The sequence below is a fragment of the Pseudoalteromonas sp. APC 3893 genome (assembly GCF_030408095.1).
Classification (GTDB): Bacteria; Pseudomonadota; Gammaproteobacteria; order Enterobacterales; family Alteromonadaceae; genus Pseudoalteromonas.
The window spans coordinates 83,384-106,741 of sequence record NZ_JASDCD010000003.1 but is presented as its reverse complement, the minus strand read 5'-3'; the positions used below and the strand labels follow the sequence as shown (position 1 = coordinate 106,741).

Below are 23,358 nucleotides of genomic sequence, written 5' to 3'. Positions count from 1 at the left end.
GCGGGCTTTATTATTATCCTAGTAAAATTACTTACCAGGGAACTGGTGGATATGCACATCTCGTTGTGGGAATGGGATGGTGATATTTTCTTTATCGAAGGCAATTTTAACGCGTTCGTATAAACCAAAATAGACTGGCCAAAAGTTATCAGAATCAACCCAAGCCCATACCAACATACCTATATGACTGTCGCCATGTTGGCTAACGTGTACCACAGGTTGTTTATTCTCTTCCTTTAGTACTAAATCATAGTCATTTAATACGCTCATAAGTACTTCACGAGCTCTTATAATATCGTCGCCATAACTGATACCAAACTCAATATCAATGCGGCGGGTAGGCTCTGCAAACTTGTTTTTAACGCAGCCATTTGATAGTGCTCCATTTGGAATGATGATTTTTTCGTTATCATAAGTTAGTAACACAGTAACAAATATTTGTATTTCAACCACTTTACCCATATGACCCTGCGCTTCAATAACGTCGCCGACTTTAAATGGTTTAAAGAACAATATAAGAACACCACCGGCAAAGTTAGCCAAGCTACCTTGTAGCGCCATACCGACTGCAAGCCCAGCAGCACCGAGCATCGCTATAAATGAGGTAGTTTCTATGCCAATCATAGAGGCAACTGAGATCAGCAATAATACTTTTAAGATAACAGAGATAAACGACACTAAAAAGTGTGTCAGTCCTGCTTCAAATTTAACTCGCGCCATTGATTTTTCAGCCATATTTGAAATGCGACCAATAAACCACCAACCAATAATTAAAACAAATATTGCGAGTAAAAATTTAGGGCCATACAACATCAGCATTTCGATAGCTTGGGTGTAAATGACTTCGATAGAAATTTCGTCCATTAAGGATTCTCCGTTAAGCATAAAATTAGCAGAGTCTATAATAGTCTAATATTTATGACTTAAATGAGTAATTGGATCGGAAAATTCAGAAATTTTAAAGTGAAGAGGAGTAGAGTAGTATTTCACTACTCTACTTTAGAGACTTATACGTTACGTTTATTGGCTTGAATGCGTACTAACTTGATCATGTTTTCTTTAACTTCAACGACTTCAATAGGGTAGCCTGAAATACGTAAACTTAAGTTAGTATCTGGAATGTCTTCTAAGTATTCAATAATTAAACCACTGAGAGTTTTAGGCCCATCAAGCGGGAATTCCCAATCCATTTCTTTATTCAGATCACGTACATTGGCACTGCCATCCACTAAGAATGAGCCGTCTTCTTGCGGCACAATTTCTTCGCTAGGGGTTCGCGTTTGTGTTGTAGTAAAATCACCAACCACTTCTTCTAATATGTCCTCAAGCGTAACGAGGCCTTGAATATCACCATATTCATCAACCACTAAGCCAATGCGTTCTTTTGATTGTTGGAACTTAAACAGCTGTGTATTGAGAGATGTACCTTCAGGAATAAAGTAAATTTCACGAACAGCCCGTAGTAAAGAGGGTTTATCAAATTGTTCTTTAGTTAGTAGGCGTAGCGCATCACGTGAATGAATAAAGCCAACAGCGTCATCAATTTGATCGCGGTATAACAGCACGCGGGTATGCTGGGCGTGTGTTAACTGTTTACTAATTAGTTTCCAGTCGTCATTGATATCGATAGCAATAATTTCATTACGCGGGATCATAATATCTTCAACGGTGACTTGCTCTAAATCTAAAATAGAGGTCAACATGCTCTGGTGGCGAGCGGGGATTAGTGCACCGGACTCATTTAATACAGACTTTAACTCTTCTTTACTCATGCTGTGTTCGTCTATTTGTTCAGCGCTAATACCAAATAAGCGTAACATTCCGTTGGTCATCCAATTGACTACGACAACAAACGGGAACAAAATTTTAAGTAACCCTTTTAGTACTACCGAGCTTGGGAAAGCGACTTTTTCTGGGTAGAGAGCAGCAAGGGTTTTTGGCGTAACTTCAGCAAAGATAAGTACAACAAGTGTAAGTACACCAGTTGCAATAGCGATACCTAAATCACCGTACAAACGAATACCAATGATAGTGGCAACCTGAGCAGCAGCGATATTAACGAGGTTATTACCAATTAGGATCAAGCCGATGAGTCTGTCAGGACGGCTCAGCAGCTTATTAACGCGTTTGGCAGCACGATGATTTTCTTTAGCGAGGTGGCGCAGACGAATTCTGTTTATTGACATGATGCCCGTTTCAGAGCCAGAAAAGTATGCAGAACATAAAATTAGAATACCGAGTATTATAAATAAAACACTCGTCGATATGCTGTCCAAAGAAGGATCCTTTTATTATAAATCAATGCGTATTAAGCGGTAGTGAGCAGCCTGAGTCAAGTTAAAACTTATTCAGAATAACTTCTTGTATAAAACGGCTGCCAAAATAAGCGAGGGTCAGGACAAATGCCGCGACCATAATAGCCAGTACAACTGGTTTTCCACGCCAGCCTTTAACTATATGCCCTAGCGTTACAATAGCAAATATTGCCCATGCAATTAATGACAAAATAGTCTTATGGATAAACTCACTAGCGAACATGCCATCTAAAAATAAAAAGCCTGAAAGCAGTGCTGCGCTTAATAAAACAGTGCCCAATGTTAGCAAATGATAGAGCTGGCGTTCAACCACCATTAAAGGCGGCAAGTGGCTGTGAACAATCGCTAGGTCTTTGCGTTTTAAGCGCTTATCAATAAAGTAAAATTGCACACCGTATAAAGTCGCAATGATCAGGACGCAATAGGCTAATAAGGACAGTGATATATGGGTGACTAGAGCGATTTCTACTTCAATGCTTTGCAGTAAAATGTGGTGAGGAATAAACAAACTAGCAAAGGTCAGAATTGCCGCAAAGCCATAAACAACGGGGAGTAAAAGTGTTGCAGGAAATTTAAGTGATACAGTTGTGACCGAAACCACAATGACCCAACATGTAAGCAGAGCAACATTAACAATACTTAAATCTTGCCCATCAGCACGAAACACAGAATTAACTAACAACAGCATATGCGCTAAGATTGCCACTGTACTGAGTATGACAGTGAGCTTTTGGCTCGGTCCTTGTTGATGAAACAGCCGAGACAACACATGAGATGTCGCTAATACGTAAAATAAACTGGCAATAATAGTTAAACTAATAATCAGCATAGTGCTTTGGCCACTCAATTTGAGTCAAATAATCCTTGTTAAAGTTAGCCCATTGTATTTTATAGCAAGGCAAAAGCCTAGACTTTGTAAAAAGAAACTCAAACAGAGTACTTGAATACTGTATTGTGCGCCTAGATTTACGGTATACTGTTTTTAATTAAAATTTAAATTAATACTGATAAGCATAAATTTTGGCTCACAATTTGAGCTACATGATTCACATGCTATCGGTATCACGTTTTATCGGACCCTTTATATGTTTGAGAATCTCCAAGAACGACTAGGTAAAACCTTAAAAAATATTAGCGGCCGCGGACGCCTAACAGAAGATAATATCAAAGACACGCTGCGTGAAGTGCGCATGGCTTTTTTAGAAGCTGACGTTGCGTTACCTGTTGTTCGTGAGTTTGTAAAACAAGTAAAAGAACGTGCTGTTGGTGTTGAAGTCACTAAAAGCTTAAGCCCAGGCCAAGTTTTTGTAAAAATAGTACGAGAAGAACTTGAAAAAGCCATGGGTGAGGCAAACGAAGAATTAAGCTTAAATGCCCAACCTCCAGCAGTCGTAATGATGGCAGGCCTTCAAGGTGCGGGTAAAACCACCAGTGTGGGTAAACTGGCGAAGTTTTTAAAAGAGCGCAAGAAGAAGTCTGTTCTGGTAGTGAGTGCCGATGTGTATCGTCCTGCGGCGATTAAACAGCTAGAAACATTAGCAACTGAAGTTGATGTCGATTTCTTCCCCAGTGATATTTCACAAAAACCGGTCGATATTGCCAATGCGGCAATTTCTCATGCGAAAAAGAAATTCATTGATGTTGTATTAGTCGATACCGCGGGTCGCTTACATGTTGATAGCGACATGATGGATGAAATTAAAGCGCTGCACAGTGCGATTAATCCTATCGAGACCTTATTCGTTGTCGATGCAATGACAGGTCAAGATGCGGCAAATACAGCTAAAGCATTTGATGAAGCATTGCCGCTGACTGGTGTGATTTTAACCAAAACCGACGGTGATGCACGTGGTGGTGCTGCTTTATCTATTCGCCACATTACCGGTAAGCCAATTAAGTTTATGGGTGTGGGCGAGCGCACTGATGCACTTGAGCCTTTTCACCCTGACCGTATCGCGTCACGTATATTAGGTATGGGTGACGTACTTTCATTAATCGAAGAAGTCGAAATGAAAGTCGATAAGGAAAAAGCAGCCAAGGTTGCTGAAAAAGTATTTAAAGGAAACGGCTTTACCCTGGATGATTTTGCAGAGCAATTAAAGCAGATGAAAAATATGGGTGGCATGATGTCAATGCTTGATAAATTACCAGGAATGGCTAATTTACCTGATGCAGTCAAAGGCCAAATGGGTGATAAAACCTTAATTCAAATGGAAGCAATCATCAGCTCAATGACAAAACAAGAGCGTGCGCGTCCAGAAATCATCAAAGGGTCGCGTAAAAAGCGTATCGCAGCAGGTTCAGGTACGCAAGTACAAGAAATCAATAAATTGCTCAAACAGTTTACCCAAATGCAAAAAATGATGAAAAAGATGAAAGGTAAGGGCGGTATGCAAAAAATGATGCGCGGTATGAAAGGCATGATGCCACCGGGTATGATGGGCGGCGGCGGACCTAAATTTTAATACAGTAGTTAATTTTGCATAATAAACAGGCAAATTAATTTTAAAAAGAGGCGAAACGCCTCTTTTTTTGTGGATAATTTATGCATTCAATTGCTTACAACTCCTTATTTGACGCACAGATCAGTGTTTAATCTACTAAACTGGAATTTTAGATCACTTCTTACTTGCATTGTTGCTAAAAACTCGTACAATTCCCCAGCTCCCCATACTGGGGAGTAAATCTTATTAATGAAAACAGTCAATCTATTTAGAGGACGGTATGGTAACTATTCGTTTGCAACGTGGTGGCGCTAAAAAACGCCCTTTCTATCAAATTGTGGTTGCGGATAGCCGTTTCTCGCGTGACGGTCGCTTCATCGAGAAAGTAGGTTTCTTTAACCCAATTGCTTCAGGTCAGGAAGAAAAAGTTCGTTTAGATTTATCTCGTGTTGATCACTGGGTAGGTCAAGGCGCAGGTCTTTCAGATCGTGTAGCTAAGTTAGTTAAAGACGCTCGTAAAGCGGCTTAATAGGCGTAAGTGTAACCATGAGTCAAGAGAACACCTCATCAATAATTGTCGTAGGAAAGCTCGGTGCCCCGTATGGTATAAAGGGCTGGCTTAAGGTACATTCATTTACTGATGATCCCCAAGGGATCTTCGATTTCAGCCCGTGGTTGATAGGGCAGCAAGGTAAATGGCAGACCTTAGAAGTGGTCGACTGGCGTCGCCACAACAAAGGCTTTATCGCTAAGTTTGCGCAAGTAAACGACAGAGACCAAGCAATGGCGTATACCAATGTTGAAATCTCTGTGGATTCAGCGCAGCTACCAGAATTACCGCAAGGTGAATTCTATTGGCGAGATCTCATTGGCATGTCGGTTGTAACTGATAAAGGTTATAACTTAGGCACTGTTGATGACCTGATGGAGACAGGCTCAAATGACGTATTAGTTGTGAAAGCAAATAATAAAGATGCATTTGGCCAAGCTGAGCGTTTAATTCCATTTTTAACTGATTCAGTTATTAAAGAAGTTAAACACGAAGCGAGAGAAATTACCGTAGACTGGGATCCTGGCTTTTAATGAGTCAAACGAGTTCGTTGTGGGTAGGGGTTATCAGCCTTTTCCCGGACATGTTTGATGCCATTACACAGCAAGGTGTAACAGGTCGTGCAGTAAAAAGTGGTTTAATCGACTTTAACTGCTGGAATCCGCGAGACTATGCAACTGATAAGCATAGAACCGTTGATGACCGTCCTTACGGGGGCGGGCCGGGTATGTTAATGATGGTTGAACCATTGAAACAAGCCATTCTTGACGCAAAAAAAGCGGCAGGTGATGGTGCAAAAGTAATTTATATGTCCCCGCAAGGGCGCAAATTAGATCAGCAAGGAGCGAGCGAACTCGCAAACTCTGAAAAGCTGATTTTGATTGCCGGTCGCTATGAAGGTATAGACGAGAGAATAATAGAGTCATACGTTGACGAAGAATGGTCAATTGGTGATTTTATTTTGAGTGGTGGTGAACTACCAGCCATGACATTAATTGATGCAGTAGCGCGATTAGTGCCAGGTGTGTTAGGGCATAACCAATCAGCAGAGCAAGATTCATTTTCGGATGGCTTGCTAGATTGTCCTCACTATACACGGCCAGAAACATTGGACGACAAACAGGTTCCTGCTGTATTACTCAGTGGAAACCACCAAGAGATAGCTAAATGGCGGCAAATGCAGTCACTAGGCAGAACTTGGTTACGACGTCCTGACTTGTTGCATAACCTAGCTCTGACTGAGGAGCAAGCGGTATTACTCGCAAAATTTCAGCAAGAGTACCAAAAAGCTTGTGGCTAGAAGACAGTTACACCTAGGAAAGTGAGAAACATAATGGCAAAAGTAAACCAAAATATTATTAAAGCGCTTGAAAATGAGCAGCTAAAAACAGACGTACCAGCATTCGGCCCTGGTGATACAGTAGTTGTACAGGTGCGTGTAAAAGAAGGTGCTAAAGAGCGTCTACAGGCCTTTGAAGGTGTTGTAATCGCTAAGCGTAATCGTGGTCTTCACTCAGCATTCACAGTTCGTAAAATCTCGAGCGGTGAAGGTGTTGAACGTGTATTCCAAACGCACAGCCCTCTTATCGATAGCGTAGCAGTTAAGCGTCGCGGTGCAGTTCGCCGTGCTAAGCTTTACTATCTACGTGAGCGTTCTGGTAAATCTGCACGTATTAGAGAAAAACTTAACTAATACGCGCTGTTTATCAACGCAGATAAAACAGGTTGTAGCCTTCGGGTTACAACCTGTTTTGGTTTTTGGGTGCGAGAGTAAAGTTAGCGAGTTGAAATAGCCCCGTAGGAACAAGCTTTAGCTGTGATTGTTTAAAGCAGTTAGCAAAAGTAAAGCTAGTCGAGTAAACCACATCTATTCCATCAATTAATATCCACTAAATACGTAATACGCTTTTAAGCTGTATTTTATCCCCGTCCGTTTTTTTAAATTAGAACCAACCAGTGTCTCAAATGTAAACTCAGCCTCAGAGGCCGTGTGAGACAGATTAAAGTAATCGTAAAATAGAATATAGCAAACTAGGCATAGAAAGGCTTAGGGTGGTTTTGGTGGCGCCATTTGAGTGAGTTAAAACATATGCGCTTAAGAAAGTGTTTCAATTGTTTAGTTGCAATAGGCTGGTTTAGAGAACTGATTGAGGGATGTACTAAATAGTTAATTAATTTTTTTGAGATATAAAATAGAAGAAGTGAATGATAATAAATAATACTTAGTAGGAAAGTGGTGGAGGGAGCTGGATTCGAACCAGCGAAGGCTGAGCCGTCAGATTTACAGTCTGATCCCTTTGGCCGCTCGGGAACCCCTCCACACTATTTTTGTTACATTTGGCCCCACTTAACTTAGCGGTAAGAAAAGTGGTGGAGGGAGCTGGATTCGAACCAGCGAAGGCTGAGCCGTCAGATTTACAGTCTGATCCCTTTGGCCGCTCGGGAACCCCTCCAATGCAACGGCGCCGATAATAGCAAACTTATTATTTAAGTAAAGAAAAAAGCTAAAGAAATATCAAATAATGCCGATAAATATCTATTCATGAACATAATCGGCTAAAGTCTATGCAAATCGATGGATTGTTAATCACAGAGAGTCAGCTCGACAATCGCCTCGCGAAAAGCGTGAGTGAATCACGTCGTGGCGAGTTTGCGTTACTTTTAGCAATGTTATCTCATGATGCTCTGGATTTTAGTCAGTTTCATTTACCTAAAACCCCATTTGGCGCTGATGTAAAAGAATATGATGAATCACAACTGCGCGCAGAATTAGGGGCCGGACCTAAACAACCACTTGCCCCAGATGAGTTTGATATGCTCATTGGTGAGCATAACGCGCAACGTTTGCAACAAGCAGGCATGAGTGACATACGCTTACGTAGTTGTTTATCACCAGAGCCACTTGCTGTTCGAGACGATAAAAATCACATCCCACTTCATATCATTGATAACTGTGAACCCGTGGTTCGTAAGCGCCACCTTGATAAAGAAACCCAACTAGATAACCCCCAGATGGACGCAGCAGCCTTTTATGATAGCCTCAATAATGATGCCCTACATCAGCCCCTTCACTTAGCGCAAGCATGACACTGTATTGTAATAATTAGTCGTTAAAGTAATTTATTTCGTTAAGTGTAAAAAAAGCACCCAAATTTATATGCAGTTGCTATAATGCCCTTAAATGGGATTCAAAAATGCCATTATCATTAAACCAAGGTAATTTAGGAAAGTAATGAAGAAAACATTCACGCTGAATCACGAGAAAATCAAATACCCTCGCATGGTCGACGCTGCAAAGCATGAAGTGAAAAAATATTTGAAAAGAGAGCGTAACAAAACGTTGCCGTTCGATGCTGATTATTGGGCATTTGATTGTAAGTTTGGTAACACAGTAGAAGAAGCGCAAATTGTGCATGTTGCCGAAATTAATAATTGTATCAGCGAAATTGAAAAGCAGGGTTTATCGTCTTTTTATGTCGAAATCATTGCAAGGCCAGCACAGCGCCAGTCACATGATTTTGATGACGAAGCAGATGATTAAGCAATAACTGCTTTCATTGCTAAAGGAATGGGCTTGAGTGCCCATTTTTTGTGTCTGAAATAAAACCGAGTTTAGGGTAAGCTTGTGAAAAATTGAAAAGGAATTGATATGCTCATTAGAATTTTACCTGTGTTAGTTTTGAGCTCGCTGCTTCCATTCTCAGTAATGGCCAAACAAAGCTGTGGCTTTACTAAAAACAATAACCAACCCCTCAATGACAGTGACTGGCGCTATGCGACAGACCCTCATGGTAGTACAGCATCCATTAAAAAAGCATTACTACACGAAGAACAAGTATGGATAGCTTTTAGTAGGGTGCCTCGGGTCGACGCTAAAAATAACTCCTGGGTTGAATTGATCTATGACTTACCGAATAAAACCCTCGCAGGTCAATCAGGCATTATGCTTGAATACAAAAGTAGTACCGATCTCGTCGTTAAACTATCGCAACAAGACTATGGTGGTGAGGGCGATAAAAGTTATGCTCATTATCAATATACATTGCCGGCACAAACTCATTGGCAAACTAAATGTATTAATCTAAGCGACTTCTCTCGCCCAAACTGGACGCCTACCAGTTCAGTAGATAAAGGTATAATAAAAGAGCATGTTGACGCAGTTTATTTAGTGCCAGATTTAAAGGATGCAATGGGTGGCAAAGCGGTAGTTGCAGTTAAAAATATCAGTATTAGGCCTTAATCTATCTGCGAAAATGCACCATAGCCGCACAGATACGGTGCAATATAACTAAATACATTCACTTTTATAAAGCTAATGCATTGATATATATTAGCTTTAAAAAGTTGGTTCTGTTATTGCTACCTCTTCTGTACAGCGGTTTGGAGAAGCAACTATGGCAAGAATGAGCTATATAAGTAGTGTTGAGCGTTATCAAGAATATCAAACAGTGATCCATGATTTACTAAACTCGATTCTCGCAACCTTAGAAGATGGCATTAAAAAGCAGCAAGATAACCGTTTGCTGGTAGCTCAATATCCGTTTTTAGAATTACAATATTGCTTAGATAAAGATGGTTTACAGCAAGGTGATAACGTTTGTTTTAAACGTGAGTATATGAAAGTGCTTAATAACAAAGGGAACGCGCAGGATTTAAGTGATCGTCCTTACTTTCAAGAAATTCTCGCACATCAGCAAACCTGCTTTACTGCGCCTTATATTTCCATTGCCACACAACATTTATGTATTTCTGCAATAAAGCCACTGCGTGCACCTCAGAGCGAGCAAGGTTATTTGGTGGTGGATGTGTGCTTAACGCAATTAATTGAATTTATAATGGGGGATCGTACGCGTGCCAATATGACTCCATTTTTTAAGGCTGGTTACGGTATTATCGTTAGTTGTTTGTTTTGCTTAGTGCTGTTTTTACTTTATAAAGTATTTGGTGATATATATACCCTCTTATTCAATAGCTCTATGGAGGATGACCCACTAGAGGCGTTTAGTATAATAATTTTTATAACACTGGCTTTGGCTATTTTTGATTTAGGTAAAACCATACTTGAAGAAGAAATTTTGATGCATAAAGATATCTTTAGGCATAGCTCAACACGGCGAACTATCACACGATTTATTTCGACTATTTTAATCGCCGTCTCCATAGAGGCATTACTGACGATGTTTAAAGCAGCGTTGGGTCAATCTCAGTATTTGTTGCCTGCTATTTATATGATGCTTGCAGTGGTCGGTTTACTCGTTGCTCTAGCCGTTTACGTTTACCTTGGCGCTAAGGCTGAGACATTACTGCTTAACTCTCAGCGCCAAAGTAAAGCTAATTAATTAAATAAATTAACTTTTCCAGCAAACGTTTTTGACGTTCAAAGTGGAGTCAAAGCTGGATGAGCCAAATATAGTCGATGGGGATAAAAGAGTTCAACAAACTGCTCTCATGTTTTCAGTGCGCTATCAAATCGAAGAGATAAAAAAACCAGCTTAGTGCTGGTTTTTATCGTTTCTAATCTATTAAGAGTCGGCTAACTTTACGCGGATTTTGTTTTTATCAACATTACTCTGATTTAGTGCTTTTATAACACCTGAAGCCTCGGCTTCATTTGGCATTTCAACGAACGCAAAGCCTTTTGATTTACCCGTTTCTTTATCAAGTACCAGTGTGCATTCAGCTACTTTTCCATAAGCGGTGAATAAAGTACGAATATCTTGTTCAGTTGTTGTGCGGGCAAGGTTTCTAACTAATAGTTTCATAATAAACCATGTTTTAAAATAATTGCCCTAATTATCTCAAGGAAACCTCAATTGACCTAGTGATTAATTAAAAACCAACTAAATACTTTACTGAAAACTCAATGTTGTAAAAAATACGATAAATTGGTTGATTTTTTGTGGTTATTTAAAGTGCTAGTTGGTAATTTGTATTTTCGGTTTTGTTCTTACCAAAATGTTGCAGGTTATCTATGAACAACTATAAATCTAAATTACAAACTGCGTCAGTTACATTGCTTATAGCAAGTACTTTAATGGCATGTGGTAGTTCGGGTTCATCGACTCAAACCAACGCAGAAGCCGAAGTATCGGCCCAAGCTCCTGCGACTATTACGGGAGATTTAAGCTCGAGCATTACAGCGCTATTAACGGTGTCGGTTAGTGGGAAATTAAATGTTACGGATGAACAAAGTGACGAAGCCGCATTTGTAGAGCAAGCTAATTTTAGCACTGAGTATGGTGCTTTTACCTTAAGTAGTATAGGTAATTGGTCATACAACTTAAATATTAATGATAGCCGTATTGTACAGTTACTCGAGGGGGATACATTACAAGATAGCATACTCGTTAGCTCGCTTGATGGCACAACGGCAACAGTGTTAATTACTATTAATGGTAGTAAACAACTATCAGCAACGGGGTTTGTAATGTCATCAGAAGTGACGCTTAATTCCGATGGGGCTAATACTGGGCTTGATGCATACACGCTTATCGAGAATGTATTTTCACAAGGCGCGATAGAAGCCCCTGATATGTATGAAGGCAATCATCAAGGTGTGCTGCACATTATTGAAGATACCGATGATGTAATTGGCAATCACTTTGTATTTTTAGCTCACAGAGATACAGATCAAGACAAAGATAAAGGGCTAAGTGACAGACAACGTAATGAAATAAAAGCGTACGATAAATCCCCCCAAGAGACCTTGGCTTATAAAGGAGATACTTTTCAGTATAGTTGGAAGTTTAAAGTAAGTAGTGAGCTTGAACTGACGAGTAAATTTAGTCATTTTTTTCAACTAAAAGCCCGTAATGACAATAATGACAACAGCAACGGAAATGACGACCAGCCAATCATCACACTCTCAGGTGCACAAAAAAACAGTACAGGTAATCAACTGCAGGTCCGTTACAGTGCTGGATTTGATGAAAACGGTAACAGTACTGGGCTTGATAAAAACCTAATTGAAACTGACTGGTCACTTATTACAGATGAGTGGGTACACGTTTTCGTACAAGCGACTTTCAGTGAAGATGGTAAGTTTGATATGACATTAACCCGGCTAAGTGATAATGAAGAAATATTTAATATCAGTGAGCAGCACATTGATATGTGGCGTGGTGTTTTAGCGCAAGACTTTGCTCGCCCTAAGTGGGGTATCTATCGCTCTATTGTTGAAACAGATAGCCTCAGAGCAGAAGAAGAGCAAGTAAGGTTCGCCGACTTTTCGATTAAAAAAGGTACCTTGGCACAATAGTAATAGCTTGCTAAATAAAATGCGCTGACAGCCGATATAAACTAATAGCGATATTAACAAGTAAAATAATATGGAAGTTAATTCAAATAATACCAATTTAGCATCTCAGTTTATATCGACTAGTTCAGAAGTGAAAGTCAATAAATCTGTCAATAGTAAAGAGCAATTAAATAGTGAAATGGAGCGCCTAGCGAAGGATACATACCATAAAGATCAGCCTAAAGAGCCTGAAGCGACCTATGATAAGCCAATGACTATTGCAACAAATCACGTTCTAACATCTAGAGCAGCAGAAGAAAAAGCATTAACTAATATTCGATTCGCTACTGTGAATCTCTACCTGCCTGGTGGTGAAGTATCTCAGTCTGTGGAAAAGATGTTTACCCAGTATGACGATATTATGGCTGAAATAGTGGCCGAACAACCATCATTAGCGAATAAAGACTGGGGTATATCAATCAGTCAATCAGGTGAGCTAGAAGTTACAGGTTCCATTAGTGATAAAGAGAAAAGTCTTATATCTAAAAAATTAAATGACAACGGGGATTTTGTGGCCGCAGCTAAGAAATTTAAATCGAGCATGCTAGAGCACATTGACATGGGCGTTCGGGGGTGGTCAAGTTACGACGTAAACGAAGATAATTTCTCAAAAACATTTGATTTAAAAGAAATTCTGGATAATTCACAAGGCACTGAAAGCTTTAAACAGGCTTGGAATAAGGACTTTAGCTGGCTTGAGTTAAACGATAATATCTCATCTCAACTTAGAAGAAATGCAGAGCGAAAGTAATTTATCAATAAGCATATTTAACTTCTGCTTTACTTGCTAATTGGCTGCGCAAATTTTCTTGGTATGAAAATATATCAAAACCATTATCAAATGCTTTTGCATTGGGTCCGTATGAACTATCTAAAAGTGCCTTTATATCAATATTGTCTTTAAAATTTTCTTGGGTAACATCATATTTTCCCCAATATTTCCCTTTCCCATCATACCCACGGTCATACTCTTGTCCTTTTATTAAAATGTCAGGTAATTCTTTAACTAAACTTACTACATCTTTATCTGCATTGAGCTTGTCCTCAAGATAGGATTTTTCCTCATCAGTAATATCACCTGAAACAACTAATTTATCATCACTATTAATAGAGAACCCCCAATCTTTTTGAGCTAATGATGGAGATGATATTTCTAGTTCTTTCAGGAAACTTTCATATTTAGGTCTAAGTTGACTTAACTTTTTGGGTAGTTCACCAAAACTTATTGTATTAGTCATTTTATCTAAAAGTTCAGATTCAGATTTATGGGCAGTTATACCAAGGGGCCTCTCATAAGTGCTCTGATTTTTTGGGATATGTTCATCTTTATGGTAAATATCATTAGTAAACTTTTGCTGTTTATTAATTTTTTCATCGGGGAGATTATCTGACAATTTTCCAACATTAACGGGCTTTGATTCATTCTCATGCTGTGTGGTTGCTATGTTAGTTAAAGTGTTATGGGCTATGTTCATATTTAATTCCATTTATAACGAAAAATCTTAGCGTCACTACCTTTATCGGTTCCAAACATAAAACCTTGATTGTTTTTTATGAATTTACATTAGGCTCGCAAACACTGTGACTGTGATTCGGTACGCGTAAATTGAAGATGTTATGTATGATATTGGAGTTGCTACAGCTCATTTGTATATGCCAGGCGGTGAAGTCCCTAAAGCGGTTGAAAAAATGCTTTCACCCTATGATAAGGTCATGGCTGAATTAAGAAATGAACAACCTTCTTTAGCAAATAAAAGTTGGGGCATCGCTATCAATGAGTCAGGTGAGCTTACAGTAACTGGTTCTGTTAATGATGAAAAGACAATCATTGCAGAAAACTAAATAGTAATGAAGAGTTAGTCACTGCTGTTAATGACTTTAAGGCTAATTATTTAAAGTATATTAAGATGGAGCCTAGGGGGTGGGGTAATTACCGCGTAAATGAAAGTAATTTTGCTGAAGTTTTTGATTTTAGAGAAATGCTAGAAACCTTAAGAAGTAATGAAGACTTTAAAGGAACATGGGATTATGAAACCAATTGGCTTAAGTTAAACGATAATGTTTCGGCACAACTGAGAAACAATGCTTCGAAACGTTAGTCGTATTAGTCTCGAGTAACATAGGTGAAAATTGTGGTTTGTTAACCGTTAGCTATGCTTTTAAAAGTACATAACTAACGATTTTTCAATGCTATAAAAAGTAATTATTTTACTTCTTTACCGGCGGCTTGTTGATCAGCGTGATAGCTTGAACGAACAAACGGGCCAGAAGCTGCATGAGTAAAGCCAATTTCATCAGCGTATTCTTTAAGCGCGTCAAACTCTGCAGGTGGCACGTAACGTTTTACTGGCAAGTGATGTTTAGAAGGTTGTAGATATTGACCTACAGTTAGCATGTCGACGTTGTGTTCACGTAAATCACGTAATACTTCTTCGATTTCGCTAATTTCTTCACCTAGGCCTACCATTAGACCCGATTTAGTTTTCACTTCTGGGTGCGCTTCTTTAAAGCGGCGAAGTAACTCTAATGACCATTTATAATCCGCACCTGGTCGCGCAAGTTTGTATAAACGCGGCGCAGTTTCAAGGTTGTGGTTAAATACGTCAGGTGGCGTTTCAATCAAGATCTCTAGTGCACGGTCCATACGACCACGAAAATCAGGCACTAAGATTTCGATGGTAATAGTTGGATTATGCTTACGAATTTCACGGATACAATCAGCAAAATGTTGTGCACCACCATCACGTAAATCATCACGGTCAACGGATGTGATAACGACATAGCTTAGCTTCATATCTTTGATAGTCAGGGCAAGCTTTTCAGGTTCAGCTGCATCAGGTTTCAAAGGGCGACCGTGTGCTACATCACAAAACGGACAACGACGAGTACATATTGCCCCTAAGATCATAAATGTTGCGGTACCGTGGTTAAAACACTCAGACAGGTTAGGGCATGACGCCTCTTCACACACTGAGTGTAAGCCGTGCTTACGCATTGCTTGCTTAATGCCGTCGATACGTTCAGTTGATTTTGGTAAACGTATTTTTAGCCACTCTGGCTTGCGCAACATTTCAGTTTTTTCAGTCGGTAATACTTTTACTGGGATCAACGCCATTTTTTCTGCGTCGCGTAGTTTTACCCCTGGTTCCATCTTGACTGGTTTATTCATTCGTTTTCAAACCCTTCAGTATGCTTAACCTGTGTTGCGTTAAGCTTTTTGATCATATGTTTAACTAATCCATTGCCCGCTTGATCTAGGCTTTGTGGACCGTTTAAATCAGTTGTTTGCACCATGTTCATACCTGCATAACCACATGGGTTAATACGTAAGAATGGGCTTAAATCCATACTTACATTTAAGGCGAGGCCATGAAATGAGCAGCCGCGACGAACGCGAAGACCCAGCGATGCTATTTTACTATCGTTTACGTACACGCCAGGCGCATCGGCTTTTGCGTATGCATCGATGTCATATTCTTTTAATGTATCAATGATACATTCTTCAAGCCAAGTTACTAATTCACGCACGCCAATTTTTAAGCGGCGTAAATTAAATAATACGTACATCATTTGCTGACCTGGACCGTGATAGGTTACTTGACCACCACGATCAACTTTGATCACTTCAATATCGCCTGGGGCAAGTAAGTGTTCTTCTTTACCTGCTTGGCCTTGGGTAAATACAGGCTCGTGCTCAACTAGCCAAATTTCATCGGCAATTGCGTCATCGCGAGTGTCGGTAAACTCTTGCATTTTTTGCCATATCGGCATGTAACGCTGGCGGCCTAGTTGGCGTACGATTAGCGTATTTTCGCTCACTGCAAACTCCAATTATGGCTTAAAGCATGTGACGGACGTCATCGATATTGCTGATCACGTTGTAGATTTCTTCGATGTGCTTGCCACTTGTTACCGTTGCAACGAGGGTCACTGATTCATAATTGCCTTTGCTACTTGGTTTTACTTTAGGTGCATAATCACCAGGCGCAAGCGGCTGTAACTTTTCAAGAATTTGGTCAGTTAAATTAACGTTTGCTAAGCCCATGATTTTAAATGTAAACGGGCAAGGGTACTCTAAGTACTCATCAAATTTAGTATTTTCTACAGGTGTAGCCACGACGATGACTCCTCACTTAATGCTCTAATAACTGACTAATAAACCTACACTCGACCTTGTAGGTTAGATATGGTGCGCATTCTAGCATTTTTCAGGCAAAAAAAAACGCCTTGCAGTGCAAGGCGCTTAGATTACTTTTACATTATTTGTAAACGTAAGTAATCATAAATTTTGCTAAAGAAACTACCTTCTTCAACTTCTTCAAGCGTTACAAGCGGATACTGAGCTATTTCTTCGCCTTCTAGCTGTAAGAACAAAGTACCTACCTTCGTGCCTTTAGCTAGAGGTGCCTCTAGCGTTTTGTCTAATTCGAAGTTAGCCTTTAAGTTTTTACGTTGACCGCGTGGTATCGTAATAGGTGTATCTTCTAAAATACCCAGCGACACATTTTCTTTGTTACCCATCCAAATACGTTGCTCGGCAAAACTATCACCCGCTTTATAAGGAGTGGTTGTCTCAAAAAAGCGGAAGCCATAATTTAGTAATTTTTTACTTTCAACTTTACGCGCTCGCTCACTCGAAGTGCCCATAACAACAGCGATTAAACGCATGTCGTCTTTCGTTGCTGAGGTAACTAAGCTGTAGCCTGCTTCTGATGTATGACCCGTTTTAATACCATCAACATTTAAGCTTTCATCCCATAATAGTGAATTACGGTTGTATTGCTTAATGCCATTGAAGGTAAATGATTTCTCAGCGTAAAGTGCATACTCTTCAGGTACATCACGAATTAGCGCCGCTCCTAACGTTGCCATATCACGTGGTGTAGTAAAGTGCTCGTTAGTATCTAAGCCGTGGCTATTAATAAAATGAGAATTACTCATGCCTAATTTTTCAGCGTGGGCATTCATTAAATCAGAAAAAGCACTTTCGCTACCAGCAATGTGCTCGGCCATAGCAACACAGGCATCATTACCTGATTGAATGATAATGCCACGGTTTAAATCTTCAACACTAATTTGTTTACCTACTTCGATAAACATTTTAGAAGAATCAGGGAAGTTTTTAGCCCATGCTTTTTCACTCACGGTGACCATGTCAGTAGGGGCAATGTTGCCGGCTTCAATTTCGGTACCGATTACGTAGCTGGTCATCATTTTTGTTAAGCTAGCTGGTGCTAGACGAGTATCTGGCTCACCTTCAGCAATGACTTTACCAGTGGTAAAATCAACAAGGAAATAACCTTTTGCATTAACTTGTGGAGGCGCAGGGATGATTTGTGCAGTTGCGGAGAAAATGGCAGCAGAACAGACTAAGCCGCACACACCGTTGAGAATTTTGTATTTAAATGATTTCATCATACTCATTAATGGTTAAAGTTAAAGATTCGCGTAGAGCTATTCTAAAGGTGTTATTGACCGTAAAGCAAGAACGCGTTTTGAAATTGGTTTTGTTTTAATTTTTCGAGCACTAGCTGAGCTTGTTCAGCGTCTTTAATTGGTCCTAGTCGCAACCTATAAATGGCATCTTTTTCTACAATACTTGTAGGTAAATGGTACTGCTGACGCAAGGTTGAGGCGAGGGCTTCAATATTTGCTAATGTACTGCCCGCTGCAACTTGGATATAACTTGGACGTGTGGGCGAATCCGATAGTGTAATAGCCTCAAGCTTAACCTTGGCTGTACCATGGTTGTAATAACCAAGCTTATAAGCTGCAGCGTATGATAAATCTATGATTCTATCATCATGAAATGGACCACGATCATTCACTCGTACAATGGCTGATTTACCGTTAGCCGTATTGGTTACCCGAACAAAACTCGGTAGGGGCAGTGTCTTATGTGCGGCAGTCATGGCAAACATATCATAGGTTTCACCATTTGATGTGTGGTAGCCATGAAATTTGCGCCCATACCAAGAGGCTATACCTTCTTCTTTGTAACCAGTTTCATCCAGCATGGGGGTATAATTTTTACCAAGTACAGTATAAGGGCGGCCTGCGCTGGCACTTTTTATTACTTCAGTTACAACAGCATCTTGCATCTCTAACACGGTTGGCGCACGTAAAGGTGCAGCGTCATGTTTCATGCTGTAACGGCTGCTGTGATCCGTTTTACTGCCTGAACTACTACAGCCACTTAAAACAATGCTAAAGAGCACTAAACTAATATACTTCAACATCCACTTCATTATTTTAAAAGCATCCTTTTATCGGTTGCAATTGACATGATTATGCCAAAGCCAGCCATGAGTGTAACCATTGACGTACCACCATAACTAATGAGTGGTAAAGGAACACCGACAACCGGTAAGAGCCCTGATACCATGCCAATGTTGACGAATACGTAAACGAAAAATGTTAGCGTAAGTGCACCTGCCAGTAATTTTCCAAAGGCGTCTTGGGCATTCACAGCAATGTATAAGCCGCGACCAATGATAAATAAATACATACACAGCAATATGCATACGCCAAATAAACCAAACTCTTCGCTGAGTACGGAGAAAATGAAATCAGTGTGGCGCTCAGGTAAAAATTCTAATTGTGATTGGGTACCTTGTAGCCAACCCTTACCTTCAATGCCACCAGAGCCTATCGCTATTTTAGATTGAATAATATGATAACCAGAACCAAGTGGATCGCTTTCAGGATTGAACAAAGTGAGTACACGTTGTTTTTGATAGGCATGCATGCCGTAGTGCCAAAATGGCCATGCTGCAAGGGCAACTAAGCCAGTTAAAAAGCCGATTAGCCGCCAACTCAAGCCAGATAAAAACAGGACAAATACGCCAGAGCTGGCAATTAATATCGATGTGCCCAAGTCAGGTTGTTCTTTAATGAGTAGGGTTGGTAACATTACAATGGTAAAACCAACCACCAAATGTAACGCTCTTGGGGGTAAGTGGTTACGTCCTATGTACCAAGCTACCATCATTGGTACGGCGATTTTCATCAGTTCAGACGGCTGAAAACGCGTCACCCCCAAATCTAACCAACGCTGTGCTCCTTTCGAGCTTACACCAAATAACAATACGCCAACGAGCATCAGTAAACCTGCGCAGTATAATGGGATGACGAGTCGCTTTAGGGTCGCGGGGCTAAATTGAGCTAAAATAAACATGCCAATAATTGCGCCGGCCATTCGTGTTGCGTGACGTACCATCATGGCGGAGTTTTGCCCACTAGCGCTATAAACAATGGCAAGGCTTGCCCCCATCATGGCAAGTAAGGCGATGAGCAATGGCAAATCTAAATGAAGTTTGTCCCAAATTGAGCGCTTATCGTTTAATTGCATTATTGTTTTGCACTCCCAGCAAGGGTTACAGGGTTCGCTGAAAAATAGTAATCCATTAATTGGCGTGCAATTGGTGCACCGACAGAACTACCGCCACCGGTGTTTTCTACCACCACAGATACCACAATTTGTGGGTCGTCAAATGGCGCAAAACCAATATAAATGGCGTTGTCACGTTGGCGCTCCTTGAGAGATTTAGCATCATAGCGTTCACCTTGGGCAATACTCACCACTTGAGCTGTACCGGTTTTTCCTGCAGGGTCGTAGTTTGCGCCCTTAAAAGCTCTATGGGCAGTACCGGTTACTTTTTTTACCGTGTTATGCATAGCGTCTAGCGAAATACGCCAGTGATCTGGGTTCTTTAAAACAACAGGGGGCTTTTCGTCATTGTTAATTTGCGTTACTTCGTTTTCTTTTTTCGCAACTTGGACTAAATGAGGGGGATGATTAAGCCCTTTATTAACTAAAATGTTGGTTGCATTGGCTATTTGCATTGGTGTGGCTGTCCAATAACCTTGGCCGATGCCCACAGATATCGTATCGCCACGCCACCAAGACTCACGAAAACGGCCTTCTTTCCACTCTTTAGAGGGTAAGATTGCTGTTGTTTCTTCGTGTATGTCAATGCCCGTTAAATCACCAAAACCAAATTGCGCCATAAAGTCACTGATTTTAGTAATCCCCAATCGATAAGAGACATCGTAAAAGTAAGTATCGCAGGATTCTTCAATTGCTTTATAAACATCCACATGGCCATGTCCCCAACGCTTCCAGTCACGCCATTTGTGTTCTACATTCGGGATTTGAAAAAAGCCCGGATCCCACATTTTTGTATGCTCAGTGACTAAGCCCTCTTCTAAAGCAAGAATGGCCATATGAGGCTTAACTGTTGATGCAGGGGCATATCGACCCTGCGTAGTTCGATTTATTAATGGGCGATCTGGATTGAGTAAGGCTTTATAATTTTTACTACTAATACCGTGCACAAATAAATTTGGGTCATAGCTTGGGTTTGAATACAAGGCGAGTACTCCGCCATCTTTTGCATCCATAACCACAATTGCACCGCGCATATCTTTTAGCGCGTGCTGGGCTATTTGCTGTAAGCCAATATCTAGAGTGAGCACGAGGTCGTGACCAGGCTCTGGCGGGGTCATACTTAAAGTGCGAATTACGCGCCCACGGTTATTTACTTCAACACGTTGGGAGCCCACTTGACCATGCAGCAATTGCTCGTAGTATTTTTCGATACCTAATTTCCCAATATCGTGGGTAGCACGGTAATTAGTTGCTTGGTCTTGTGATTCAAGTTTAGTGAGCTCTTTACGGTTTAGTTTAGCCACATAGCCTAAAGCATGGGTGAGGGTATCGGCATAAGGGTAATAACGAGCTAACCGTGCCTCGATACTAAAACCAGGAAACTTATGTTGATTAACCGAAAACTTTGCGACTTCTTGCTCGTTTAAGCGAGCTTTTAATACTTGGCTTTTAAAACGGCGGTTGTGCTTTATATCCTTTATAAAGTCATTACGTTGTTGCTCTGAAATATCAATTAGCTTACTCATTTCGCTAAGAGAAGTGTCAAGATCATCAACGTCTTCAGGTATTACTTCAAGGTTATAAACCGGTTTGTTCTCTGCCAGTAATACACCATTACGGTCATAAATAAGCCCACGATTTGGCGCGATAGGAATGACTTTTATGCGGTTGTCGTTGGAGCGAGTTTGATAATCTTGATGATCGTCAACCTGTATAGTGTATAAGTTAGACAACAATACAGCGACTAAAATAGTGACAAAAACAAAACCCACAAACGCGCGACGAGCAAACAGATTAGCTTCTGCTGAGTGATCTCGAATTGTGGGTCTTCTTTTGAGCATAGATGATTACTCGCGATGATAAGGATGGTTGTTGTTTACACTCCATCCTCTATACAAGCTTTCAGCCACTATGATGCGTACTAAAGGGTGTGGTAGGGTTAAGTTTGATAACGACCACTTTTGCTCAGAAGCAGCGATACATTCTGGTGCCAGTCCTTCTGGGCCACCAATAAGCAAACTGACATCGCGGCCATCTAATTGCCACTTTTCCATGTTTTTTGCTAATTGATGGGTATCAAGAGCTTTACCTGTTACCTCTAAAGTAACAATCCGATTGCCTTTCGGTATCGCAGCAAGGGTTTTTTCACCTTCGATATGTAGAATCCGCTTTATATCGGCATTTTTGCCACGCTTACCTGCTGGGATCTCAATTAACTCCAATGCCATATCTTTTGGAAAACGGCGCTGATATTCAGCAAAACCCGTTTCAACCCATGCTGGCATTTTGGTACCAACGGCAATCATTTGTATTTTCACGCGTGTACTTCCAAACTCAGATTAAAATAGCTGCCGTTAGCTCCAAAGCTTTTCTAGATCGTAGTAGCTACGTGCTTGATCTTGCATAACATGCACAACTACATCACCTAAATCAACCAGTACCCATTCGCCTTCGTTTTGACCTTCATATCCCAGCGGCTCTTCACCTGCGTGGCGGGCTTCTTTGGCAACATGATCAGCAATCGATTGTACATGGCGTTTAGAGTTACCAGAGCACACAAGCATGTAGTCAGTAATGTCAGAATTGCCTCTTACATCAAGCTGAACCACATCACGGGCTTTCATATCGTCAATTTTGTCTAAGGCAAAGGCGAGTAGTTGTTTCGAATCCAAAGTGTTATCTCATTAAAAAAGGGAATAGTTACTATTTTATCACGCTGATGAGTTTTATTCATCACTTAGATAAAGTTCATGGCTATGTATATAGTGACTCACAGTACTTGGCAGAAGTTCCCGGCAAAGTTGGCCTTTTTTTATTTTCTGGCGAATATCACTCGATGCCACATCCATAACTTGACCAGGTAAAAAATACAGTCTGCCAGCAAGCTCACTGTGCAAGGTATCTAACGAGGTGGTTTGTGCGTTAGTTTGGTATTGTTGCAGTTGTGCACTTAAATTGGTTGTTTGATTTGGCCGTTGATACACCACAATGTGGCATAGTTGTGTAATTGCTTGCCATTCAAACCACTTATCTAGGGTGTTAAATGAATCAAGGCCAATTAAAAATAGAATAGGCTCGTTGGGATATTCATCGCGCAGCTCTTGTAAACTAAGCAATGAATAAGAAGGCCCTTTGCGCTTTAGTTCGCGTAAATCCAATGAGAAGCTGGGAAAAGGAGCTATAGCGGCTTCTAACATGGCAATACGATGTGAGTTGCTAATGCCCGGTTGGGCTTTATGAGCGGGAATAGCGCAGGGCATAAAGCGCAATTGTGAAAGCTTTAGATGCTCAACACATTGCTGCGCCATGTTAAGGTGGCCTAAATGAACTGGATCAAAAGTGCCACCAAATAGTGCAATCAT

The 23,358-nt window shown here is 40.5% G+C and carries 28 protein-coding genes and 2 tRNA genes; 13 read left to right on the top strand and 17 right to left on the bottom strand.

Annotated features, from left to right (window positions below; all coding sequences use genetic code 11):
- Positions 1–27: 27 nt before the first annotated feature.
- The 3 genes from QMA12_RS06470 to ccsA form a co-directional block, all read right to left on the bottom strand.
- Positions 28–864, bottom strand: coding sequence for a mechanosensitive ion channel domain-containing protein (locus QMA12_RS06470; RefSeq protein ID WP_087530759.1), 837 nt, complete (start codon positions 862–864; stop codon positions 28–30).
- Between the two features lie 143 nt (positions 865–1,007).
- Positions 1,008–2,276, bottom strand: a complete 1,269-nt coding sequence (locus QMA12_RS06465; RefSeq protein WP_140394288.1) for a CNNM domain-containing protein — start codon at positions 2,274–2,276, stop codon at positions 1,008–1,010.
- Between the two features lie 61 nt (positions 2,277–2,337).
- The gene (gene ccsA / locus QMA12_RS06460; RefSeq protein WP_087530758.1) at positions 2,338–3,144 is read right to left on the bottom strand and encodes a cytochrome c biogenesis protein CcsA; all 807 of its coding nucleotides are present in this window, start codon (positions 3,142–3,144) and stop codon (positions 2,338–2,340) included.
- A 256-nt stretch (positions 3,145–3,400) separates the two neighbouring features.
- Between ccsA and ffh the strand changes: the two genes are divergently transcribed.
- The 5 genes from ffh to rplS all read left to right on the top strand — a co-directional run bounded on the left by ffh (position 3,401) and on the right by rplS (position 7,002).
- Positions 3,401–4,780: a signal recognition particle protein gene (gene ffh / locus QMA12_RS06455; protein WP_087530757.1), complete on the top strand. Its 1,380-nt coding sequence runs from the start codon at positions 3,401–3,403 to the stop codon at positions 4,778–4,780.
- Positions 4,781–5,039: 259 nt separating this feature from the next.
- Entirely contained in the window at positions 5,040–5,288 is a 249-nt protein-coding gene (rpsP, locus tag QMA12_RS06450) for a 30S ribosomal protein S16 (protein ID WP_058561214.1), read from the top strand.
- A 17-nt stretch (positions 5,289–5,305) separates the two neighbouring features.
- Complete coding sequence (gene rimM, locus QMA12_RS06445; RefSeq protein ID WP_290209618.1) at positions 5,306–5,842, top strand: ribosome maturation factor RimM; 537 nt, start codon at positions 5,306–5,308, stop codon at positions 5,840–5,842.
- Positions 5,842–6,609, top strand: coding sequence for a tRNA (guanosine(37)-N1)-methyltransferase TrmD (gene trmD / locus QMA12_RS06440; RefSeq protein ID WP_087530755.1), 768 nt, complete (start codon positions 5,842–5,844; stop codon positions 6,607–6,609). Before rimM ends, trmD begins: the two co-directional genes overlap by 1 nt.
- A 33-nt stretch (positions 6,610–6,642) precedes the next feature.
- Entirely contained in the window at positions 6,643–7,002 is a 360-nt protein-coding gene (gene rplS, locus QMA12_RS06435; protein ID WP_087530754.1) for a 50S ribosomal protein L19, read from the top strand.
- Between the two features lie 541 nt (positions 7,003–7,543).
- On the opposite strand, the gene QMA12_RS06430 is transcribed toward rplS, so the two are convergent.
- Both QMA12_RS06430 and QMA12_RS06425 read right to left on the bottom strand, forming a co-directional pair.
- A tRNA-Tyr gene (locus QMA12_RS06430) sits at positions 7,544–7,628 on the bottom strand.
- A gap of 49 nt (positions 7,629–7,677) precedes the next feature.
- Positions 7,678–7,762 (bottom strand) — tRNA-Tyr (locus QMA12_RS06425).
- Between the two features lie 112 nt (positions 7,763–7,874).
- Between QMA12_RS06425 and QMA12_RS06420 the strand changes: the two genes are divergently transcribed.
- From QMA12_RS06420 to QMA12_RS06405, 4 genes are all read left to right on the top strand, one after another.
- The gene (locus tag QMA12_RS06420) at positions 7,875–8,396 is read left to right on the top strand and encodes a VC2046/SO_2500 family protein (protein WP_290209616.1); all 522 of its coding nucleotides are present in this window, start codon (positions 7,875–7,877) and stop codon (positions 8,394–8,396) included.
- A 145-nt stretch (positions 8,397–8,541) separates the two neighbouring features.
- On the top strand, positions 8,542–8,850 hold the full coding sequence (locus QMA12_RS06415) for a DUF6172 family protein (protein WP_290209615.1): 309 nt from the start codon (positions 8,542–8,544) through the stop codon (positions 8,848–8,850).
- A gap of 108 nt (positions 8,851–8,958) precedes the next feature.
- Positions 8,959–9,549 carry a carbohydrate binding domain-containing protein gene (locus QMA12_RS06410; protein WP_290209613.1) on the top strand — a complete coding sequence of 197 codons (591 nt, stop codon included), beginning with the start codon at positions 8,959–8,961 and terminating at the stop codon, positions 9,547–9,549.
- A gap of 154 nt (positions 9,550–9,703) precedes the next feature.
- Positions 9,704–10,648, top strand: a complete 945-nt coding sequence (locus QMA12_RS06405) for a general glycosylation pathway protein (protein WP_290209612.1) — start codon at positions 9,704–9,706, stop codon at positions 10,646–10,648.
- A gap of 183 nt (positions 10,649–10,831) precedes the next feature.
- On the opposite strand, the gene QMA12_RS06400 is transcribed toward QMA12_RS06405, so the two are convergent.
- Positions 10,832–11,071, bottom strand: a complete 240-nt coding sequence (locus QMA12_RS06400) for an RNA-binding protein (RefSeq protein ID WP_290209611.1) — start codon at positions 11,069–11,071, stop codon at positions 10,832–10,834.
- Positions 11,072–11,280: 209 nt separating this feature from the next.
- Here QMA12_RS06400 and QMA12_RS06395 point away from each other — a divergent pair, with 209 nt between their 5' ends.
- Entirely contained in the window at positions 11,281–12,567 is a 1,287-nt protein-coding gene (locus QMA12_RS06395; protein ID WP_290209610.1) for a VCBS domain-containing protein, read from the top strand.
- Between the two features lie 70 nt (positions 12,568–12,637).
- Positions 12,638–13,357, top strand: a complete 720-nt coding sequence (locus QMA12_RS06390; protein ID WP_290209609.1) for a hypothetical protein — start codon at positions 12,638–12,640, stop codon at positions 13,355–13,357.
- A 4-nt stretch (positions 13,358–13,361) separates the two neighbouring features.
- Here the strand turns inward: QMA12_RS06390 and QMA12_RS06385 are convergent, their stop codons facing one another.
- Positions 13,362–14,081, bottom strand: a complete 720-nt coding sequence (locus QMA12_RS06385) for a hypothetical protein (protein WP_290209608.1) — start codon at positions 14,079–14,081, stop codon at positions 13,362–13,364.
- Positions 14,082–14,223: 142 nt separating this feature from the next.
- Between QMA12_RS06385 and QMA12_RS06380 the strand changes: the two genes are divergently transcribed.
- Together QMA12_RS06380 and QMA12_RS06375 are read left to right on the top strand one after the other, a co-directional pair.
- Positions 14,224–14,448 (top strand): hypothetical protein, encoded by a 225-nt coding sequence (locus QMA12_RS06380; protein WP_290209607.1) that lies wholly within the window; start codon positions 14,224–14,226, stop codon positions 14,446–14,448.
- A gap of 65 nt (positions 14,449–14,513) precedes the next feature.
- Positions 14,514–14,705, top strand: a complete 192-nt coding sequence (locus tag QMA12_RS06375; protein ID WP_290209606.1) for a hypothetical protein — start codon at positions 14,514–14,516, stop codon at positions 14,703–14,705.
- A 104-nt stretch (positions 14,706–14,809) separates the two neighbouring features.
- On the opposite strand, the gene lipA is transcribed toward QMA12_RS06375, so the two are convergent.
- The 10 genes from lipA to nadD form a co-directional block, all read right to left on the bottom strand.
- Positions 14,810–15,775, bottom strand: a complete 966-nt coding sequence (lipA, locus tag QMA12_RS06370; RefSeq protein WP_256826986.1) for a lipoyl synthase — start codon at positions 15,773–15,775, stop codon at positions 14,810–14,812.
- Positions 15,772–16,425, bottom strand: coding sequence for a lipoyl(octanoyl) transferase LipB (gene lipB, locus QMA12_RS06365; RefSeq protein WP_290209604.1), 654 nt, complete (start codon positions 16,423–16,425; stop codon positions 15,772–15,774). The genes lipA and lipB overlap by 4 nt, the downstream gene beginning before the upstream one ends.
- Positions 16,426–16,444: 19 nt before the next feature.
- The gene (ybeD, locus tag QMA12_RS06360; RefSeq protein WP_087530743.1) at positions 16,445–16,723 is read right to left on the bottom strand and encodes a DUF493 family protein YbeD; all 279 of its coding nucleotides are present in this window, start codon (positions 16,721–16,723) and stop codon (positions 16,445–16,447) included.
- Positions 16,724–16,860: 137 nt separating this feature from the next.
- Positions 16,861–18,021, bottom strand: a complete 1,161-nt coding sequence (locus QMA12_RS06355; RefSeq protein WP_290209603.1) for a serine hydrolase — start codon at positions 18,019–18,021, stop codon at positions 16,861–16,863.
- Between the two features lie 53 nt (positions 18,022–18,074).
- Complete coding sequence (locus QMA12_RS06350) at positions 18,075–18,854, bottom strand: septal ring lytic transglycosylase RlpA family protein (RefSeq protein ID WP_290209602.1); 780 nt, start codon at positions 18,852–18,854, stop codon at positions 18,075–18,077.
- A complete protein-coding gene (gene rodA / locus QMA12_RS06345) occupies positions 18,854–19,960 on the bottom strand; it encodes a rod shape-determining protein RodA (RefSeq protein ID WP_290209681.1) in 1,107 nt (368 codons plus the stop codon). The genes QMA12_RS06350 and rodA overlap by 1 nt, the downstream gene beginning before the upstream one ends.
- Positions 19,957–21,837: a penicillin-binding protein 2 gene (gene mrdA / locus QMA12_RS06340; protein WP_087530740.1), complete on the bottom strand. Its 1,881-nt coding sequence runs from the start codon at positions 21,835–21,837 to the stop codon at positions 19,957–19,959. The genes rodA and mrdA overlap by 4 nt, the downstream gene beginning before the upstream one ends.
- 6 nt (positions 21,838–21,843) lie before the next feature.
- The gene (rlmH, locus tag QMA12_RS06335) at positions 21,844–22,314 is read right to left on the bottom strand and encodes a 23S rRNA (pseudouridine(1915)-N(3))-methyltransferase RlmH (RefSeq protein ID WP_087530739.1); all 471 of its coding nucleotides are present in this window, start codon (positions 22,312–22,314) and stop codon (positions 21,844–21,846) included.
- Between the two features lie 36 nt (positions 22,315–22,350).
- Positions 22,351–22,668 (bottom strand): ribosome silencing factor, encoded by a 318-nt coding sequence (gene rsfS / locus QMA12_RS06330; RefSeq protein WP_290209601.1) that lies wholly within the window; start codon positions 22,666–22,668, stop codon positions 22,351–22,353.
- A gap of 54 nt (positions 22,669–22,722) precedes the next feature.
- Positions 22,723–23,358 (bottom strand): nicotinate-nucleotide adenylyltransferase, encoded by a 636-nt coding sequence (nadD, locus tag QMA12_RS06325; RefSeq protein ID WP_087530737.1) that lies wholly within the window; start codon positions 23,356–23,358, stop codon positions 22,723–22,725.

Excerpts from the sequence above, each read along its gene's own strand:
- QMA12_RS06470 (WP_087530759.1), bottom strand. The coding sequence starts at position 864 with ATGGACGAAATTTCTATCGAAGTCATTTACACCCAAGCTATCGAAATG.
- ccsA (WP_087530758.1), bottom strand. The coding sequence starts at position 3,144 with ATGCTGATTATTAGTTTAACTATTATTGCCAGTTTATTTTACGTATTA.
- ffh (WP_087530757.1), top strand. The coding sequence starts at position 3,401 with ATGTTTGAGAATCTCCAAGAACGACTAGGTAAAACCTTAAAAAATATT.
- rpsP (WP_058561214.1), top strand. The coding sequence starts at position 5,040 with ATGGTAACTATTCGTTTGCAACGTGGTGGCGCTAAAAAACGCCCTTTC.
- rimM (WP_290209618.1), top strand. The coding sequence starts at position 5,306 with ATGAGTCAAGAGAACACCTCATCAATAATTGTCGTAGGAAAGCTCGGT.
- trmD (WP_087530755.1), top strand. The coding sequence starts at position 5,842 with ATGAGTCAAACGAGTTCGTTGTGGGTAGGGGTTATCAGCCTTTTCCCG.
- rplS (WP_087530754.1), top strand. The coding sequence starts at position 6,643 with ATGGCAAAAGTAAACCAAAATATTATTAAAGCGCTTGAAAATGAGCAG.
- QMA12_RS06420 (WP_290209616.1), top strand. The coding sequence starts at position 7,875 with ATGCAAATCGATGGATTGTTAATCACAGAGAGTCAGCTCGACAATCGC.
- QMA12_RS06415 (WP_290209615.1), top strand. The coding sequence starts at position 8,542 with ATGAAGAAAACATTCACGCTGAATCACGAGAAAATCAAATACCCTCGC.
- QMA12_RS06410 (WP_290209613.1), top strand. The coding sequence starts at position 8,959 with ATGCTCATTAGAATTTTACCTGTGTTAGTTTTGAGCTCGCTGCTTCCA.
- QMA12_RS06405 (WP_290209612.1), top strand. The coding sequence starts at position 9,704 with ATGGCAAGAATGAGCTATATAAGTAGTGTTGAGCGTTATCAAGAATAT.
- QMA12_RS06400 (WP_290209611.1), bottom strand. The coding sequence starts at position 11,071 with ATGAAACTATTAGTTAGAAACCTTGCCCGCACAACAACTGAACAAGAT.
- QMA12_RS06395 (WP_290209610.1), top strand. The coding sequence starts at position 11,281 with ATGAACAACTATAAATCTAAATTACAAACTGCGTCAGTTACATTGCTT.
- QMA12_RS06390 (WP_290209609.1), top strand. The coding sequence starts at position 12,638 with ATGGAAGTTAATTCAAATAATACCAATTTAGCATCTCAGTTTATATCG.
- QMA12_RS06385 (WP_290209608.1), bottom strand. The coding sequence starts at position 14,081 with ATGAACATAGCCCATAACACTTTAACTAACATAGCAACCACACAGCAT.
- QMA12_RS06380 (WP_290209607.1), top strand. The coding sequence starts at position 14,224 with ATGTATGATATTGGAGTTGCTACAGCTCATTTGTATATGCCAGGCGGT.
- QMA12_RS06375 (WP_290209606.1), top strand. The coding sequence starts at position 14,514 with ATGGAGCCTAGGGGGTGGGGTAATTACCGCGTAAATGAAAGTAATTTT.
- lipA (WP_256826986.1), bottom strand. The coding sequence starts at position 15,775 with ATGAATAAACCAGTCAAGATGGAACCAGGGGTAAAACTACGCGACGCA.
- QMA12_RS06355 (WP_290209603.1), bottom strand. The coding sequence starts at position 18,021 with ATGAAATCATTTAAATACAAAATTCTCAACGGTGTGTGCGGCTTAGTC.
- QMA12_RS06350 (WP_290209602.1), bottom strand. The coding sequence starts at position 18,854 with ATGAAGTGGATGTTGAAGTATATTAGTTTAGTGCTCTTTAGCATTGTT.
- mrdA (WP_087530740.1), bottom strand. The coding sequence starts at position 21,837 with ATGCTCAAAAGAAGACCCACAATTCGAGATCACTCAGCAGAAGCTAAT.
- nadD (WP_087530737.1), bottom strand. The coding sequence starts at position 23,358 with ATGATTGCACTATTTGGTGGCACTTTTGATCCAGTTCATTTAGGCCAC.